This window comes from Tardiphaga sp. (assembly GCF_044340795.1).
In the GTDB taxonomy this organism is placed as follows: Bacteria; Pseudomonadota; Alphaproteobacteria; order Rhizobiales; family Xanthobacteraceae; genus Tardiphaga.
In genome coordinates this window covers 1-13,188 of the sequence record NZ_JBIISY010000172.1, presented here as the reverse complement: position 1 = coordinate 13,188, position 13,188 = coordinate 1, and the positions used below count along the sequence as shown (strand labels likewise).

General features: G+C 60.5%; 24 protein-coding genes, 1 tRNA gene and 1 pseudogene. 13 read left to right on the top strand and 13 right to left on the bottom strand.

Annotation, left to right across the window (positions count from 1 at the left end):
- A pseudogene (locus tag ACIQ17_RS23330) lies at window positions 1-205 on the bottom strand (hypothetical protein); the annotation flags it as partial.
- Between the two features lie 512 nt (window positions 206-717).
- Between ACIQ17_RS23330 and ACIQ17_RS23325 the strand changes: the two are divergent.
- Both ACIQ17_RS23325 and ACIQ17_RS23320 read left to right on the top strand, forming a co-directional pair.
- Entirely contained in the window at window positions 718-2,007 is a 1,290-nt protein-coding gene (locus ACIQ17_RS23325) for an MFS transporter (RefSeq protein ID WP_398471571.1), read from the top strand.
- A complete protein-coding gene (locus tag ACIQ17_RS23320) occupies window positions 2,000-2,887 on the top strand; it encodes an amidohydrolase family protein (protein ID WP_398471569.1) in 888 nt (295 codons plus the stop codon). Before ACIQ17_RS23325 ends, ACIQ17_RS23320 begins: the two co-directional genes overlap by 8 nt.
- Before the next feature lie 25 nt (window positions 2,888-2,912).
- On the opposite strand, the gene ACIQ17_RS23315 is transcribed toward ACIQ17_RS23320, so the two are convergent.
- Window positions 2,913-3,059, bottom strand: coding sequence for a hypothetical protein (locus ACIQ17_RS23315; protein ID WP_398471568.1), 147 nt, complete (start codon window positions 3,057-3,059; stop codon window positions 2,913-2,915).
- Window positions 3,060-3,465: 406 nt separating this feature from the next.
- Window positions 3,466-3,540: transfer RNA gene (locus ACIQ17_RS23310), tRNA-Glu, on the bottom strand.
- Between the two features lie 319 nt (window positions 3,541-3,859).
- On the opposite strand from ACIQ17_RS23310, the gene ACIQ17_RS23305 reads away from it, so the two are divergent.
- Both ACIQ17_RS23305 and ACIQ17_RS23300 read left to right on the top strand, forming a co-directional pair.
- Window positions 3,860-4,114 (top strand): PilZ domain-containing protein, encoded by a 255-nt coding sequence (locus tag ACIQ17_RS23305; RefSeq protein WP_398471567.1) that lies wholly within the window; start codon window positions 3,860-3,862, stop codon window positions 4,112-4,114.
- 4 nt (window positions 4,115-4,118) lie between these two features.
- Complete coding sequence (locus ACIQ17_RS23300) at window positions 4,119-4,271, top strand: hypothetical protein (RefSeq protein ID WP_398471566.1); 153 nt, start codon at window positions 4,119-4,121, stop codon at window positions 4,269-4,271.
- Window positions 4,272-4,275: 4 nt separating this feature from the next.
- Here ACIQ17_RS23300 and ACIQ17_RS23295 read toward each other — a convergent pair whose 3' ends face one another.
- The 4 genes from ACIQ17_RS23295 to ACIQ17_RS23280 form a co-directional block, all read right to left on the bottom strand.
- On the bottom strand, window positions 4,276-4,923 hold the full coding sequence (locus ACIQ17_RS23295; RefSeq protein ID WP_398471564.1) for a glutathione S-transferase family protein: 648 nt from the start codon (window positions 4,921-4,923) through the stop codon (window positions 4,276-4,278).
- Between the two features lie 337 nt (window positions 4,924-5,260).
- On the bottom strand, window positions 5,261-5,710 hold the full coding sequence (locus ACIQ17_RS23290; protein WP_398471562.1) for a VOC family protein: 450 nt from the start codon (window positions 5,708-5,710) through the stop codon (window positions 5,261-5,263).
- An 89-nt stretch (window positions 5,711-5,799) separates the two neighbouring features.
- Complete coding sequence (locus ACIQ17_RS23285) at window positions 5,800-6,018, bottom strand: hypothetical protein (protein WP_398471560.1); 219 nt, start codon at window positions 6,016-6,018, stop codon at window positions 5,800-5,802.
- Window positions 6,019-6,084: 66 nt separating this feature from the next.
- Complete coding sequence (locus ACIQ17_RS23280) at window positions 6,085-6,516, bottom strand: PAS domain-containing protein (protein ID WP_398471559.1); 432 nt, start codon at window positions 6,514-6,516, stop codon at window positions 6,085-6,087.
- 253 nt (window positions 6,517-6,769) lie between these two features.
- On the opposite strand from ACIQ17_RS23280, the gene ACIQ17_RS23275 reads away from it, so the two are divergent.
- Both ACIQ17_RS23275 and ACIQ17_RS23270 read left to right on the top strand, forming a co-directional pair.
- Complete coding sequence (locus ACIQ17_RS23275) at window positions 6,770-6,895, top strand: hypothetical protein (RefSeq protein ID WP_398471557.1); 126 nt, start codon at window positions 6,770-6,772, stop codon at window positions 6,893-6,895.
- A gap of 163 nt (window positions 6,896-7,058) precedes the next feature.
- On the top strand, window positions 7,059-7,268 hold the full coding sequence (locus tag ACIQ17_RS23270; RefSeq protein ID WP_398471556.1) for a hypothetical protein: 210 nt from the start codon (window positions 7,059-7,061) through the stop codon (window positions 7,266-7,268).
- An 11-nt stretch (window positions 7,269-7,279) separates the two neighbouring features.
- Here ACIQ17_RS23270 and ACIQ17_RS23265 read toward each other — a convergent pair whose 3' ends face one another.
- From ACIQ17_RS23265 to ACIQ17_RS23250, 4 genes are all read right to left on the bottom strand, one after another.
- On the bottom strand, window positions 7,280-7,498 hold the full coding sequence (locus ACIQ17_RS23265) for a hypothetical protein (protein ID WP_398471555.1): 219 nt from the start codon (window positions 7,496-7,498) through the stop codon (window positions 7,280-7,282).
- 56 nt (window positions 7,499-7,554) lie between these two features.
- Window positions 7,555-7,734, bottom strand: coding sequence for a hypothetical protein (locus tag ACIQ17_RS23260; protein WP_398471554.1), 180 nt, complete (start codon window positions 7,732-7,734; stop codon window positions 7,555-7,557).
- Window positions 7,735-7,868: 134 nt separating this feature from the next.
- The gene (locus tag ACIQ17_RS23255) at window positions 7,869-8,234 is read right to left on the bottom strand and encodes a PRC-barrel domain-containing protein (protein ID WP_398471553.1); all 366 of its coding nucleotides are present in this window, start codon (window positions 8,232-8,234) and stop codon (window positions 7,869-7,871) included.
- A 77-nt stretch (window positions 8,235-8,311) separates the two neighbouring features.
- Window positions 8,312-8,650 carry a hypothetical protein gene (locus ACIQ17_RS23250; protein ID WP_398471551.1) on the bottom strand — a complete coding sequence of 113 codons (339 nt, stop codon included), beginning with the start codon at window positions 8,648-8,650 and terminating at the stop codon, window positions 8,312-8,314.
- Between the two features lie 227 nt (window positions 8,651-8,877).
- On the opposite strand from ACIQ17_RS23250, the gene ACIQ17_RS23245 reads away from it, so the two are divergent.
- Window positions 8,878-9,204: a hypothetical protein gene (locus ACIQ17_RS23245; protein ID WP_398471549.1), complete on the top strand. Its 327-nt coding sequence runs from the start codon at window positions 8,878-8,880 to the stop codon at window positions 9,202-9,204.
- Window positions 9,205-9,294: 90 nt separating this feature from the next.
- On the opposite strand, the gene ACIQ17_RS23240 is transcribed toward ACIQ17_RS23245, so the two are convergent.
- Window positions 9,295-9,522 (bottom strand): hypothetical protein, encoded by a 228-nt coding sequence (locus ACIQ17_RS23240; RefSeq protein ID WP_398471548.1) that lies wholly within the window; start codon window positions 9,520-9,522, stop codon window positions 9,295-9,297.
- Window positions 9,523-9,727: 205 nt separating this feature from the next.
- On the opposite strand from ACIQ17_RS23240, the gene ACIQ17_RS23235 reads away from it, so the two are divergent.
- From ACIQ17_RS23235 to ACIQ17_RS23225, 3 genes are all read left to right on the top strand, one after another.
- A complete protein-coding gene (locus ACIQ17_RS23235; RefSeq protein WP_398471547.1) occupies window positions 9,728-9,934 on the top strand; it encodes a hypothetical protein in 207 nt (68 codons plus the stop codon).
- Window positions 9,935-10,348 carry a hypothetical protein gene (locus ACIQ17_RS23230; protein WP_398471546.1) on the top strand — a complete coding sequence of 138 codons (414 nt, stop codon included), beginning with the start codon at window positions 9,935-9,937 and terminating at the stop codon, window positions 10,346-10,348.
- 112 nt (window positions 10,349-10,460) lie between these two features.
- On the top strand, window positions 10,461-10,664 hold the full coding sequence (locus ACIQ17_RS23225) for a DUF3606 domain-containing protein (RefSeq protein ID WP_398471545.1): 204 nt from the start codon (window positions 10,461-10,463) through the stop codon (window positions 10,662-10,664).
- Window positions 10,665-10,797: 133 nt separating this feature from the next.
- On the opposite strand, the gene ACIQ17_RS23220 is transcribed toward ACIQ17_RS23225, so the two are convergent.
- Window positions 10,798-11,244, bottom strand: coding sequence for a hypothetical protein (locus ACIQ17_RS23220; protein WP_398471543.1), 447 nt, complete (start codon window positions 11,242-11,244; stop codon window positions 10,798-10,800).
- Between the two features lie 151 nt (window positions 11,245-11,395).
- Here ACIQ17_RS23220 and ACIQ17_RS23215 point away from each other — a divergent pair, with 151 nt between their 5' ends.
- From ACIQ17_RS23215 to ACIQ17_RS23205, 3 genes are all read left to right on the top strand, one after another.
- Complete coding sequence (locus ACIQ17_RS23215; protein ID WP_398471542.1) at window positions 11,396-11,635, top strand: hypothetical protein; 240 nt, start codon at window positions 11,396-11,398, stop codon at window positions 11,633-11,635.
- Window positions 11,636-11,806: 171 nt separating this feature from the next.
- Window positions 11,807-12,133, top strand: coding sequence for an H-NS family nucleoid-associated regulatory protein (locus ACIQ17_RS23210; RefSeq protein WP_398471541.1), 327 nt, complete (start codon window positions 11,807-11,809; stop codon window positions 12,131-12,133).
- A gap of 91 nt (window positions 12,134-12,224) precedes the next feature.
- Window positions 12,225-12,986 carry an SIR2 family NAD-dependent protein deacylase gene (locus ACIQ17_RS23205; protein ID WP_398471540.1) on the top strand — a complete coding sequence of 254 codons (762 nt, stop codon included), beginning with the start codon at window positions 12,225-12,227 and terminating at the stop codon, window positions 12,984-12,986.
- Window positions 12,987-13,188 lie beyond the last annotated feature (202 nt).

Sequence of the window (13,188 nt, the reverse complement as noted above, 5' to 3'; positions counted from 1 at the left end):
TGCCACTATAGGCCCGCCACAGGAAAATGCTGCTGACGCCGACGATGACGAGCATCAAGGCGACGGCGGTGATCATGATCGGCTGCTGGCCGATCTCCTGCAGCGGCGATCCGCCGGTGCGCCGAAGCGGCCTGCGCGCGGACGCATCGTCGTCGATCGGAGGCAATGCCTCGCTCTGCAAATGGCTCGTCGTCATCTCGACCATGAAGCTCAAAGTCCTCTGGCGGGCGATCGTTCCAGCCGGGCACATGAAACCCGGCACATGTGGTCCGCAAGCTCTTGGCGAAGTTCAGCCGAATTAAGACAGATTATGGCGGACGGAACAATGGCGGTGGATAGCTGCCGGCCCGGTGGCGCGCACGACGGTGACCATGAGAGTTAGAATTGACGCGGCCGCCCGGTATTCCTTTCTGTGTAGTCCGGCACCGTACCAATCGGCTGGGTGTGGCCGCTGGCCGACCTGACCCGGAGGCATGCGCTGCTGCACTGCGGGCACATAAGCATCCTGGGACCGGCCCGATATGGCGTCTGTAAAGGCCGACGCGTTCGAGTTCGGCGAGGGCTTCGCCGATCACATGCCCCCACGCGCATAAGGGCGATTGCCTGACCACGGCAGAAGGGCGCACGATCTGCCAATAACAATGCATCACTGCGGAGCACGAGCTCCGTGGAAATGATCAGCACCACGCAAAGCGTGTGCATATTGGGGGAGATGTCATGGCGAGCACACAGACGGTTTCTACGCCGGAGGCGGACGATACGTCGCTGACCGGTTTCTTTCAGGACATGAATCCGCGCGAGCGGCGGACATTCTGGGCCTGCTTCCTCGGCTGGGCCCTCGATGCCATGGATTTCATGATCTATCCGCTGGTGATCGGAACGATCATTGCCATGTGGCAGGTCGAGCGCGGCACAGCCGGCCTTGCCGTCACCGTCACGCTGGTCGTCTCAGCACTCGGCGGCTGGCTCGCCGGCTATCTGTCGGATCGCATCGGCCGTGTCCGGACGCTGCAGATCACGATCCTCTGGTTCTCTCTCTTCACTCTGCTCTGCGCCTTCGCGCAGAATTTCGAGCAGCTGATGGTGCTGCGTGCCTTTCTCGGCCTCGGCTTCGGCGGCGAATGGGCTGCGGGCGCTGTCCTGATCGGCGAGACCATTCGCGCCAAATATCGCGGCCGGGCCGTGGGCACGGTGCAGTCGGGCTGGGCGGTCGGCTGGGGCGCCGCCGTGCTGCTGCAGGCCGTCTGCTACTCCTACATTCCGCCGGAACAGGCCTGGCGCTGGATGTTCGCACTGGGCGCGCTGCCGGCTCTGCTGCTGTTCTTCCTGCGTCGCTATGTCGAGGAGCCGGAAATCTCGTCGGCCGTTCGCAAGGCCGATGAGAAGAAGCAGGATCGTCCGAGCATTCTCGAGATCTTCTCGCCGGATGTGCTGCGCATCACACTGTTCACATCATTGCTCTGCACGGGCGCACAAGGCGGCTATTACGCGATCACGACCTGGCTGCCGACTTTCCTGCGCACCGAACGCGGTCTCACAGTCGTGGGCTCCACCGGCTATCTTGCGCTGCTCATCGTCGGCAGTTTCATCGGCTATGTGTGGGGCGCCTATCTCGCCGACCGCATCGGCCGCCGCAAGCTGTTCATGGTGTTCGCCGTGCTGGCCTCGCTGCTGGTGGTCGCTTACACGCAGCTGCCGATCTCGAACCAGTGGATGCTGTTCCTCGGCTTCCCGCTCGGCATCTGCGCTTCGGCTTACTTCTCCGGCATTGGCGCCTTCCTGACCGAACTGTTCCCGACGCGTCTGCGCGGCTCGGGGCAGGGGTTTGCCTATAACTTCGGTCGCGGCATCGGCGCGCTGTTTCCGGCGCTGGTCGGCTATCTCTCGGCGGCAATGCCGCTGTCGAAAGCGATCGCGATCTTTGCGGTCATCGCCTACGGCCTGCTGCTGATCGGCGCATTGCTGTTGCCGGAAACGCGCGGCAAGGAGTTGCATGTCCATGACTGATCATACCAACGCCACGACCCCGCCGGACTGTCCTGGTCCGGCGGCCAATCCACGCGGCCCCAGCACCTTCAAGGTGCCGAAGGGCGCCGTGGATACGCATGCGCATGTGATCGGGGTGCCGCCGGATTATCCGCTGGTGCCGAACCGCAGCTACACCGCACCAGCGGCATCGGCTGAGAACTATCTCGCGATGCTCGACGGCACCGGCATGACTTACGGTGTGCTGATCCAGGTCAGCGTGCATGGTACCGACAACCGGCTGATGCTGGAGACGCTGCGCGCCCATCCGAAGCGCCTGCGCGGCGTGGCCGTGGTCGATCTCGGCAAGAGCGACGGGTACTACACCGAGCTGGAGGAGGCCGGCGTCACCGGCCTCCGCATCAATGTTCTCTATGGCGGCGGTGTCAGCATCGATCTGCTGGAGAAATATGGCGACCTCTGCGCCGAGATGGGCTGGCATCTCCAGTTCCTGCTCGATGCGCGCCATCTGCCCGACCTCGCGCCGCGGATCAGGAAACTGCGCGTGCCTGTCGTCGTCGATCACATGGGGCATTTCCCGGCTGCGGAAGGCGTTGCATCGCCCGGCTTTCAGGAACTGCTGCGGCTGGTGTCCGAGGGCGCATGGGTCAAGCTGTCCGGGGCCTATCGTCTCAGCGCGCCGCCCTATGGCGACACCACGGCGCTCGCACAGGCACTCGCCGCGGCCGCGCCGGATCGTTGCCTGTGGGGCTCTGACTGGCCGCACGTCGCCAATTGGGATCACATGCCCAATGCCGGCGAATTGCTCGATCTGTTTGGCGAATGGATCACCGACGAAGTCCTGCGCAACCGGATCCTGGCCGACAACGCACAGCGACTTTACGGCTTTCCGCAAGCCTGATCCCAACTTACGACCACCTTGCCGCTCAAGTCGTCGCGGTTGCCGACGTAGTTGTGGCATCGGCGCCCATCGAGCCGCGGCCTTCCAGATAGACGTTCGGCACGAAACTGCCTGCCGTGCCGTCGAACGCGTATTTCGCCGCGCGGGCGTCCACGTCAGCCGCCTTGATCATCGGATTGAAATGGAATGCGGTGTGGGCGGTTCGTCCTTGGACGACGGCATCCCACCCAATCGACCCGGCGTCCGCAAATTGTACGGTTCGATGCCGACGGCGCGACGATACTTGCCGCGGGACTCGTCGAGGCTCTGCGCGTGTCCGATCTGGCACGCTTTCGCTTCTCGGCGGTATGGTTGATCCGGGCAGGTGGCCCCAAATCGCCCGGCGCAGCTCATGCAGGCTCCTGGTCTGCCTTGTAAGGTCGACAGCATGGGCGAACGCGATACGCCCGGCACTGGACGAATTGCACTACAACGCCTGCGGAGATGCAGGTGCTATTGAGAACGGGCTCGCCCAGCGCGGCGCCGTGGACTAGAGAGCGATTTAGAGAGGCTATGAGCCGATCGGCCACGTGCGCAAATGGCGCTCCCTAGCGGAATCGAACCGCTCTCTCCACCGTGAAAGGGTGGCGTCCTAACCGATAGACGAAGGGAGCAAAAACGTCGGTCCCGCCAAGTTCCGTCAACGGATCAGGCGACCGGCATTTCGCACGGTTAGTAAAATGGCTGGAACATCAGTGCGTTAGATGGTCAGCCGAGGCCCGCGCCGACCGGAAACAAATCAGTACGGCGTCAGTGAGCGAACGTATAGTGAGCTTTGACGGGGTCGGCAAGTCATCTGATGCGGCAATTTGCAAGATCGTCATCAAATGGGGATATCGCACCCGGCCAGGTCGGTCTCGGAAAACTGAGGGGCGATCGAAACGCTTCTTCAAGCCTGTCGTTCTAGTCTCTGGCGGGGGCGCGGAGACGATGATGGCAGTGACGAAAAAGCGCGATGTTCGGCGGTCGGTTCACGAGGCTGGCTGGATCACGCTGGATGGCGGCTTCGCGGCGCGCCCGTGCCATGTACTGGATCTCTCCACCAGCGGCGCCAAGCTGGTGGTGGACGATCCGACCTCAATCGGCAACCGGGTCCGGCTAGCCTTTTCCCGCGATGCGCGCACAGGGCGGGTCTGTGAAGTGGTCTGGCGGCGCGGTAAGACGCTAGGCGTTCATTTCGTCGGGTAGCTTCATGAGACCGGAAATCATCGTCCCCGTATTGATGAGCTGCGCGCTGCTGTGGTGGATCGGCCGCAGCATGGGCTGGACCACCCGCCTGATGGTGGTGTCGATCACACTGGTTCTGGTCGTCGCGATCCTGATGATCGAGCGGGCGATCCAGTAAGGCGTCAGGTCAGCGGTGGCGAGACCCAGGCGACGAACCCGGGACGTTGCGCGATGGCATCGTACCAGCGGCGCAGATGCGGGAGCACAGGGCGTTCAATCCCCTCGACGCCAAACCAGCGCCGCGCATAGCAACCAATAACGAGATCCGCGAGGCTGAAGGCGTCGCCCTCGAGATGGTTGCGGCCAGCGAGCTGCGTGTCAATCATCTCCCACAGTTTGCCGTTCTCGTCAGCTGCCCTCTGCAGGGCCGCCATGTCACGCTGGGCCGGTGCTGTCCGCACCAAACCCCAGAACAAGGGCCGCTCCGCGGGCTGCAATGTGCTGAGGACCCAGTCCAGCCAGCGCTCGATGCCCGCACGGACTTTTGGCGCAGCAGGGTAGAGGGTCTGGTCCGTGTCGAAGGAGAGGGCGAGATAGCGCAGGATGGCATTTGATTCCCACAGCGTGAATTCGCCATGCTGCAGCGTCGGCACACGACCATTGGGGTTCATCCGCAGATAGTCGCTGCCGGTATTGTGGCCATATTGCATGCCCGCGTCGATGCGCTCGAAAGCGAGATCGAGCTCGTGGCAGCACCACAGGACCTTTTGCACATTCACGGAATTGGCGCGGCCCCAGAGAACGAGCGGCGGAGTTGGCGAGAGGGACACGGCAGCGTTTCCTTGGGGTTCTTTTGGGATCCAGAGGCCACGGATGTAACCGGCTCCGCCACCGGCTCACAAGCGCGCTCTGTTCACGACTGCCATGAAAAGCAGGAGCCCAAATGCAAAACGGGCTCCGCAGATGCGAAGCCCGTTCGTTGTCTGTCGCTCTTGCCTCAACGGCCGAAGAACAGCCAGAGCAAGATGATCACTGGAATCGGTACACCCAGCAGCCAGAGCAAAATTCCGCGTCCCATATCTCAGCCTCCGTTGAAGTCCTTGTCGCATTCACAACGTCATGAATGATGCGGAGTTCCATCGTGGCTGCGCGGATTGCGTCGGTCGATCACCAGTGACCGGTGTTTTGCATCGAGCTCCAAGGCTCCTGCGGTGGCAGCGCTTCACCTTTCTGCAGGATCTCGATGGAATGCAGATCCGGCGAACGGACGAATGCCATCTGGCCGTCGCGCGGTGGGCGATTGATGGTGATGCCGAGCTTCATCAGGCGATCACAGGTGGCGTAGATATCATCGACCTCATAAGCGAGATGACCGAAATGGCGATCCTCGCCATAGGTCTCTTCGTCCCAATTGTAGGTGAGTTCGACCAGCGGCGCGCCGCGGCCGGCCTGACTGGCCAGCGCCGGGATGTCCTCGTCGGCAGCCAGGAAAACCAGGGTGAATTTGGCTTTCTCATTGTCGACGCGGCGGACCTCTTTCAGGCCGAGGGCATCGGCGTAGAATTTCAGGGCAACGTCGAGATTGCGGACGCGAAGCATGGTGTGCAGGAAGCGCATGGGATGATCTCCATGAGGAAGGCGGATGCGAAGCCGGAAGGCCGGGTCGCATCCCTTAGCAGCTTCTGGGGCAAGGCGGCAGTGCCGTGTTACGCCGTCACGTCGACAATGGCCGGGGTGTCGATCTCGCGCTTGTGCCAGACGGTGAGATCTTTGCGCGGACTGTGCCACGTGTATTCGTCACCCTTCGTCGCCAGATGGGACAACGCGGCCGCATGCGCCTGATCTTCGCTTCCCGCCTCGACCACGACCTCAGTCGATTCCTCGACGGACCGCACCACGACGACGCTGTAGAATTTCCTGACCATACGAGGACAACAGGCGAGGTTGCGAGGCGTTCCAGCCTCGCGCATGAGCCTTGAAGCTCTTCAGCATTATTGCGGAGCAATGCTGAGGTGATGGTCGTCGATCTTCTCGTGGGTGATATCAACGATGGCGCCGGGAAAGCGCACAGGACGACCCGCTTTGTCGAAGGTGCAGCGGCCGCGTGCATAAACCCAATACACCTGATTGTTCGCGATGGTTCGGTACTCCATCGAGAAGACACGCCCGGTCTTCATGACGCGATCGATCTCGGCCTTGAGCGCAACAGCGTCATCCGGATGGACTGCTGCGATCCATGTCTGAAGTGGCGCGCCGAGTGCGGCCTGTTCTTCAGTAATGCCGAACAGCCCCGCTGCGGGCACGTCGGCATAGACACAATTATTGACGACGTCCCAGTCCCAGGTGCCGACGAGTTGCTCACGGATGTCCGATTCCGGACCTGCATACCGCGCTCCGGTCTCGGCCGCTTCGAGCGCGGCCATGCGGAGAATCTGCGCGAGGATGTCGTGATGGTTCAGGGCTGCCGCCTCGGCCAATTTGCGGCATATCTCGGACATAGCCCGTCCGTGGATCATGCTGGACTCCGGAACGATTTACCCGATAGTCGTATTATTAATTTGAATGCGAACATATTCAATCTGATGTGCAGGAGAAGGTTCCGACGTTTCTCTGCACAACTTGGGAGTGATCGTCGTGTGGCGATTTGGAAGGGCCTCCGACGAGGAGGCATTAAAGATGGTTGTCGCTTACCTCAGCATTAACGAACCGGAGCGCCGTCGCGAGATTTTCGATCTGGCCGAGAAGTATGCCCAGGAAACCAAGGCGCCGCCCATCTCCCAGGATAATTTTGAAAACAAGTAAGCTAGCTGAACCGAGATTGGTCCCGAAGTGTAGTTCGGAAGGCAGCGGAAGCCTCAGATATTAATATCCGGAAATTGCTTCGGTAAAATATGATGCAGCGGAAGCCTGCGTCAGTTACGTTAAAATCGAAGTGTAGTTGCGCCGAATGTAGCGTGAGCTATGGATGATCCAAGGCGAGGATCTGACCATGTCCGCTTCGTTTCACAATGCCGACAAACCAACCCACCGACGTGTCATGCTCGTCGGTTGCCTGTTCTGTGCAGTCTTCATCGCGGTCAGCTTTTTGGCGCGCCCGCAGCCCCAGACAGATTATGTGTTGGTGAAAGCCGACAAGCTGGTTCGTACTGCCGGCCAGCCGGTAAAGGCGAACTGACCTCGGGCCTCTCAGCGTTGGGCCGGCGTGGTGTTGGGCGTGAACGGCACGATCACCCGGGCTGGAGACAAGGTCCCGGCCTGGATCACAGTTTTTGATGAAATGCGCTCCGGCGCGGTCTCGGCGATGCGCGATGTCGGATCGAGCAGCGGCACGAATGCGATCAGGCCGCAAATCAGTGTCACCGCTCCGAGAAGCAGAAGGCTGTTGTCTTCTTCACGAGGTCCCATGTCGGGTAACGCCACGACGCCATGTCGGTTCCGCCAGCGGCGTGGCGTGACCCGTCTCAAATCTCGAGATCAAGCGATTGACGCTGCATGGTTTCGTGCGCCTCCGACAGCGTTTCGCGATAGGCCTTGCTTGCCTGCAGCTGATCCCAGGCGCCTTTGCGCAGATGTAGTTCGCCGTAGGGCGGCGGATTGGGCTTCAAATCGATCGTCTTTACGACAAGGGCGCGTGTGGTCATGAATGACCAATGCAGGATTACTCGGCTTGTTCAGCCCCTCCGTTGGTCAGGCTTAACGAAATCTTGCCGCGAGCGGGCACAGACAAAAACAGCGCCCGAAGGGCGCTGTTGGGACAGATCGATATAAGCGCTGATCAGATACCGAACGGCACGCCATAGTACTCGTTAATGGACCGGGCGCGCGACGTGTCCGCCCAGTTCCAGTCCGCGTCGTCCTCGTATTTTGGCGCTTCCTCCAGCTGCCGCTGGGTGACGCCGGTGCGGTAACCGCCGAGGTCGGTGTCGTATTTCAGCGACTGCCAGGGCAGGGGGTAGTGATCGTCGCCGATGCCCATGAAGCCGCCGAACGACAGGACAGCATAGGAAACCCGGCCACTCTTCTTGTCGGTCATCACCCGCTCGATCGAGCCGATCTTCTGATCGTCCGGGCCGAATACTGCCGTGCCTTCGACCTTGTCGCTACCGATGAGATTGCCTTGCTCACGCGCCTCAAGTGCCATGATGCATCTCCTTGGTGGATTCCAAGTCCTTGGTGGATTTCAAGGCCAACAGGCGGCAAGGAAAAACGTTCCCGGTTTCAGCGGCTGGCGACGAGGCGCAGACGTGGCTTCAACGTTGCTTTCAGATCCTCGTCGAGCTTCAACACGCGCGGATCGCGCGAGCGTGCCGCGCAGTTTGAAAACTGATTGACCGAGCGAGCGAGCGCCGCGCGCTCATCGTGGGTGCGTGTCACTTCCGGGTGCGAGAGGCGCAGCACCATTCCTCCGAGGCTGACGAGCAGTTCGTCGAGCGCCATGTCGATCTTGGCGATTTGTTCCATCATGCGCGTTACTCCACTGTTCGAAAATGCGCGCCAGCGGCGGTACATTTTCGTCAACCATGTCGGCATCGTGATGGAGGAAAGCGTCGGCTTCATGGGCCGTTCCGACGGGCGGCCGTCTATGGTGAACGGTGCCTTAAATGAAACGCCCGTGCGGGCTGACGCGAGATCGCGTGAGTGGGCGGCGGCATGTGCAGGGCAACGCGTGGCGGGACATTGCGTCACACCATGCTCGCGGGAACGTGCGCTTTGAACCTGAAGCGGTCCTGAAACGAACAAAAAGCATGCGCGTTATTGGCGCAGTGAACACGGGAGAACATCTCATGAAGAAAGCAGCAATCATTTTCGCCTCTGTTGCCGCGCTCGGCGCGACAGCGGTGAGCGCGCCGGCAGAAGCCCATGGCTGGCGCCACGGCTGGGGGCCGGGACCAGCGATCGGATTTGGTATTGCAGCGGGTGCGCTGGCGGCGGGTGCGGCAGGCGCTTATGGCCCGTATTACGGCCCGCGCTACTATTACGGTGGTCCCCGCTACTACGGCGGCTATTACGGCCCGCGTTACCGTCCGGCATATTACGGTGGCTATTATGGGCCTCGATACGGATACGGTTATGGCGGTCCGCGCTACTATCGGACATACGGCTATTGGTAAGGTCGTCAGCGCGACGTACAAAAACAAAAAGCCCGGAGCGTTGCTCCGGGCTTTGCCATTTTATCGCGTCCCAAGAGAACGCTTGGCGCATCAGGACTTTCGCGCGGAATGCGGCGTAACAAACTCGTTCCACTCGGTCGCGCGGACCTTTTCAATCACCGTATCGTAGAAGCCCTCGCGTTCACGCTGGAGCCTTGCTTGGGTTTCTCGGAACTGCAAAACGCGCTGCTCGATGTCGGCGCGCGCCGATGACATCCTGTCGTCTTTCATTTTTTCTTTCTTTTGCTGTCGTCTCGCCGTTTTCGGCGATCGGGACATGTCTTTCCGGAATGTGGCGTCATTGAAGCAGCACCCCACGCCCCTCCGACCTCATCCATCGAAAGGCCGGCGAAAACGCCCGGTTCTGGAAAACGTTCCCTGTAAAATGCCGAAATCCACACATTAGGGTTTCGGAAGCGTCACGGCTGTCGGCTATAAGGTCCGGCGTCGGACGGGCCATGATGGCCTGTGAAGGGGAGCGCACATGAACAAGCAGGCCATGCGTGAAGAGGCCGAGAGGCTGATGCGCGAGTCGCTGGAGCGCAGGACCGTGGTGGTGAAGCAGGGCGATACCCGCATTTTGGCGACATGCGGGAAATGCGGCGCCCAGAACAAGGTCTCTGCGCCAAAGGGGGTGTCGCGGATCGAGTTTGCGTGCAAGGAGTGTAGTCACACGCAAGTCACGCTATAAGTGCAAATTATCGCAGGCGGCGCAAAATTTGCTTTGTGTTTTGTCTGCTCCAGGATCATGATTGTGGCGAGCGGCCGGGTGGGGCCGACCGAAAAACAATCACAGGGTGTGAAACCTTTAACCCTTGGACTGGTATCGGGTGCTGCTGGGTTTTTGGGGACGACAATGCGTTTTCGCGTATCGAGTATTTTGGGGCTCCTGGTTCTGACGGGTGTCACGCCCGTTGCTGCTCAAACAATCAGAACATCCGAACCTTTGGTGCTGGCGCCCTATGAGAGCGCGCTGGTCTATGACGGCTCGTGCTCCGTCGGCAAGGTGCTGAAGGTCACCGGCGCGATCCGCGGCCTGCGGCGCAAAAAGACCTGTGTTGCGATCGGCGAGACACAGGCATCGCTGGGCGCTGCGGTTCAATAAAGTCCAGACAGAATTCATCGGCCGTTGGTTTTTCTCATCGGCTGTCAATCGCCCGTTAAGGCTGTGCCGAGCGACACGCTCCCGGGCGTGGGGAGCGTGCTAGGCTCGCACGATGATCCGTCTCGCACCCGTTTCACTGGTCCTTGCATCGGAAACCGCGCGTAGCGTCCGGCCGCCTGCGACCATCGACACCCAGGACGACGACCAGCGGAATTACTGGGCGTATCGCTTCGGCATTTCGTCCGGTGATCTCGACGCCGCTATCGAGGCCGTCGGCCCGTCGGTATCGGCAATACGTCGTCATCTCGGCAAATAGCAAATTCGCATCCTGGTGATACCCCGGACGCGGGTGCCATCGCTTCTCACCAAGTTGCTGTCAAAAGGCGAAAGCCCCGCCGGGGGAGTGGCAGGGCTTTCTATATTAGAGCATCGGGGAAGCTGCTCCGTCTCTACAACGGACCTTGCCCTGTATCGTTCCGCAACGCCGAGCGAATACGCGCCTGCATGTGGTCATAAAACGCCTCGCGCTCTTGATTGAGGGTCATCTGTCTTGCCTTGAAGGCAGCAACCCGATCGCAAATCTCCGAACGCTCGGACGCCGTTGAGTAGCGGGATTTGTAGTGGGGCAGGTCGGCCAGGATATTGCCGGGGGCAGCGGGTTCGTCCGCCTGGACCTCCGGTGGCAGGATGTCGGCTGCGAAGGGTTCGGCGCTCACAGGCTGCATGTCAGTCGCCTCGGGCTGCAGCGCGATTATATCGACATCGCTCGGTGCCTGGTCTTGCGCGGATCGAAAGCCGAGTTTGTTTGCTGCTGCCGGATGTGCCGCGGCGACCTGCTGAACAAACGCCAGCGTTTGTGCCACCAACCGGTCACGCTCTTCTTTCCAAGATGTCATGACGCGTTTCCCTACCCGGGATCCATTGTCATGACACCCTAGAACTGTCGTCAACCTTACCGGGTTGCCGGCCAACTCCGTGGATGGCTGGTGGTCCATCCTTGCGGCTTGTTAACGATGTCGGTAGTCCGGAGCGACACAGGAGACTGCCATGACCAAGTTTGATCTGGACTCGCTGAGCATCGAAGAACTTGCCGCGTTGCGGGATAGCGCAACCGACAAGCTCGCGGAAAAAGTCGCCGCGCGTCAGGCCGAACTGGAAGCGGAACTCGAAAAGCTGGCGCAATACGGCAAGGTCGCGAAGAAATCGCAGGCGACGCCGGTCGCCAAGTCGAAGAAGGACGTGACCAAGACGGATGCCGCATCAGAGGATGTTTCGCGCGCCGCTTGACGGCAGCAACATCTCAGGATTTCTGATGCGGGGGCGTCGTTGCGACGCTCCGTCACCGAGTGCGGTGCTTGGGCACCGCTCACTTTTGACACATTTGTTTAAAATGCACATGCCCAGGCCACGTTTTGTGCGCCGCCGAGAGGAGCATGACTGTTTTTTCCGGAGTGCGTAATGCCTACGCCTGATTTGAAGACTCTTTCCATTCCAGAACTGCTCGCGCTGCGGGACGCTATCGACAAACAGCTATTGGCGCATCGGGCTGAATTGCAGGCGCAGCTCGACCAGATCGGCAGCGTGAACGGGAAGGGCGGCCCGACGCGGGGCGTCAAGATCGCACCCAAATATCGGCATCCGCAGACCGGCGAAACCTGGACCGGTCGCGGCGGCGTTGCCGGATGGCTGGCAAGGGAAATCGAAGCCGGCCGGAAACGCGAAGACTTCCTGATCGAGAAACCGGCTCGCAACGGCGCGAACACGAGGCGCGCCAAGGATACGTAAGCGCACGTCGGTCATGCAGGGCGCGGGTGGTACCGATTGGCCATCTGCGGCATTGTCGTTTCGACACATCCCGTTCGGACGACATCCCATCATGATTTCATCGGATCTTCGTAGTGGCGTGGAAAGGCTCGGCGATCTCATCGCTGAGGCGCGCGTCATCGTGCCGTTCACAGGCGCGGGCATTTCGACTGAGACAGGCATTCCGGATTTCCGTTCGCCGGGCGGACTGTGGACTCGCAATAGGCCGATTCCGTTTGATGAGTTCGTTGCCCATCAGGAGGCGCGTGATGAATCGTGGCGCCGCCGATTTGCGATGGAAGAAACCTTTGCTGCTGCGAGACCGGGACGCGGACATCTCGCATTGGCTGCGCTCTACAAGGCCGGAAAGATTCCTGCGATCATCACGCAAAACATCGACAATCTGCATCAGGCATCAGGTTTTGCCGCGGACGATGTGATCGAGCTGCATGGCAATACGACATATGCGCGCTGTATCGGCTGCGAAGCGCGATACGAACTCCAGTGGGTAAAGTCTCGTTTTGACGAACATGGATATGCGCCCGATTGCAGCGCATGCGGCGCGCCGGTGAAGACGGCGACGATCTCGTTCGGTCAGGCGATGCCGGAGCGCGAGATGCAGCGCGCTGCCGAATTGTCGCAGCACTGCGATCTCTTCATCGCGATCGGATCGTCACTTGTGGTGTGGCCGGCTGCGGGTTTTCCGCTCATGGCGAAACATGCCGGTGCCCGACTCGTGATCATCAACAATGAAGTAACTGAGCATGACTCGCATGCCGACCTTGTTATCCATCACGATATCGGCGAAACGCTCGGCCCATTCGTTCGAAACTGATGCGAGGCTGATTCTTTTCGCCGCAAGCTGTTCATAGCTCGCACTGTGTTCGTTTTTTGGCTTTGCTGAGCAGTCGGCAGTGTTATCTTCGAATCGCAAGAGATTCGCACCGCATCGTCGAGCAGACTTATCGATGTGGCATGTGAGATAGCGCTGGCAGGGCTGGCGGCGCAATTGATAGTGGGATCCGGGGCCATGGGGT

Bases quoted from the DNA above. Each gene is read 5' to 3' on its own strand.
- ACIQ17_RS23325 (WP_398471571.1), top strand. From the start codon at position 718: ATGGCGAGCACACAGACGGTTTCTACGCCGGAGGCGGACGATACGTCG.
- ACIQ17_RS23320 (WP_398471569.1), top strand. From the start codon at position 2,000: ATGACTGATCATACCAACGCCACGACCCCGCCGGACTGTCCTGGTCCG.
- ACIQ17_RS23315 (WP_398471568.1), bottom strand. From the start codon at position 3,059: ATGATCAAGGCGGCTGACGTGGACGCCCGCGCGGCGAAATACGCGTTC.
- ACIQ17_RS23305 (WP_398471567.1), top strand. From the start codon at position 3,860: ATGGCAGTGACGAAAAAGCGCGATGTTCGGCGGTCGGTTCACGAGGCT.
- ACIQ17_RS23300 (WP_398471566.1), top strand. From the start codon at position 4,119: ATGAGACCGGAAATCATCGTCCCCGTATTGATGAGCTGCGCGCTGCTG.
- ACIQ17_RS23290 (WP_398471562.1), bottom strand. From the start codon at position 5,710: ATGCGCTTCCTGCACACCATGCTTCGCGTCCGCAATCTCGACGTTGCC.
- ACIQ17_RS23285 (WP_398471560.1), bottom strand. From the start codon at position 6,018: ATGGTCAGGAAATTCTACAGCGTCGTCGTGGTGCGGTCCGTCGAGGAA.
- ACIQ17_RS23280 (WP_398471559.1), bottom strand. From the start codon at position 6,516: ATGGCCGCGCTCGAAGCGGCCGAGACCGGAGCGCGGTATGCAGGTCCG.
- ACIQ17_RS23275 (WP_398471557.1), top strand. From the start codon at position 6,770: ATGGTTGTCGCTTACCTCAGCATTAACGAACCGGAGCGCCGTCGCGAG.
- ACIQ17_RS23270 (WP_398471556.1), top strand. From the start codon at position 7,059: ATGATCCAAGGCGAGGATCTGACCATGTCCGCTTCGTTTCACAATGCC.
- ACIQ17_RS23265 (WP_398471555.1), bottom strand. From the start codon at position 7,498: ATGGGACCTCGTGAAGAAGACAACAGCCTTCTGCTTCTCGGAGCGGTG.
- ACIQ17_RS23260 (WP_398471554.1), bottom strand. From the start codon at position 7,734: ATGACCACACGCGCCCTTGTCGTAAAGACGATCGATTTGAAGCCCAAT.
- ACIQ17_RS23255 (WP_398471553.1), bottom strand. From the start codon at position 8,234: ATGGCACTTGAGGCGCGTGAGCAAGGCAATCTCATCGGTAGCGACAAG.
- ACIQ17_RS23250 (WP_398471551.1), bottom strand. From the start codon at position 8,650: ATGAAGCCGACGCTTTCCTCCATCACGATGCCGACATGGTTGACGAAA.
- ACIQ17_RS23245 (WP_398471549.1), top strand. From the start codon at position 8,878: ATGAAGAAAGCAGCAATCATTTTCGCCTCTGTTGCCGCGCTCGGCGCG.
- ACIQ17_RS23240 (WP_398471548.1), bottom strand. From the start codon at position 9,522: ATGTCCCGATCGCCGAAAACGGCGAGACGACAGCAAAAGAAAGAAAAA.
- ACIQ17_RS23235 (WP_398471547.1), top strand. From the start codon at position 9,728: ATGAACAAGCAGGCCATGCGTGAAGAGGCCGAGAGGCTGATGCGCGAG.
- ACIQ17_RS23225 (WP_398471545.1), top strand. From the start codon at position 10,461: ATGATCCGTCTCGCACCCGTTTCACTGGTCCTTGCATCGGAAACCGCG.
- ACIQ17_RS23220 (WP_398471543.1), bottom strand. From the start codon at position 11,244: ATGACATCTTGGAAAGAAGAGCGTGACCGGTTGGTGGCACAAACGCTG.
- ACIQ17_RS23215 (WP_398471542.1), top strand. From the start codon at position 11,396: ATGACCAAGTTTGATCTGGACTCGCTGAGCATCGAAGAACTTGCCGCG.
- ACIQ17_RS23210 (WP_398471541.1), top strand. From the start codon at position 11,807: ATGCCTACGCCTGATTTGAAGACTCTTTCCATTCCAGAACTGCTCGCG.
- ACIQ17_RS23205 (WP_398471540.1), top strand. From the start codon at position 12,225: ATGATTTCATCGGATCTTCGTAGTGGCGTGGAAAGGCTCGGCGATCTC.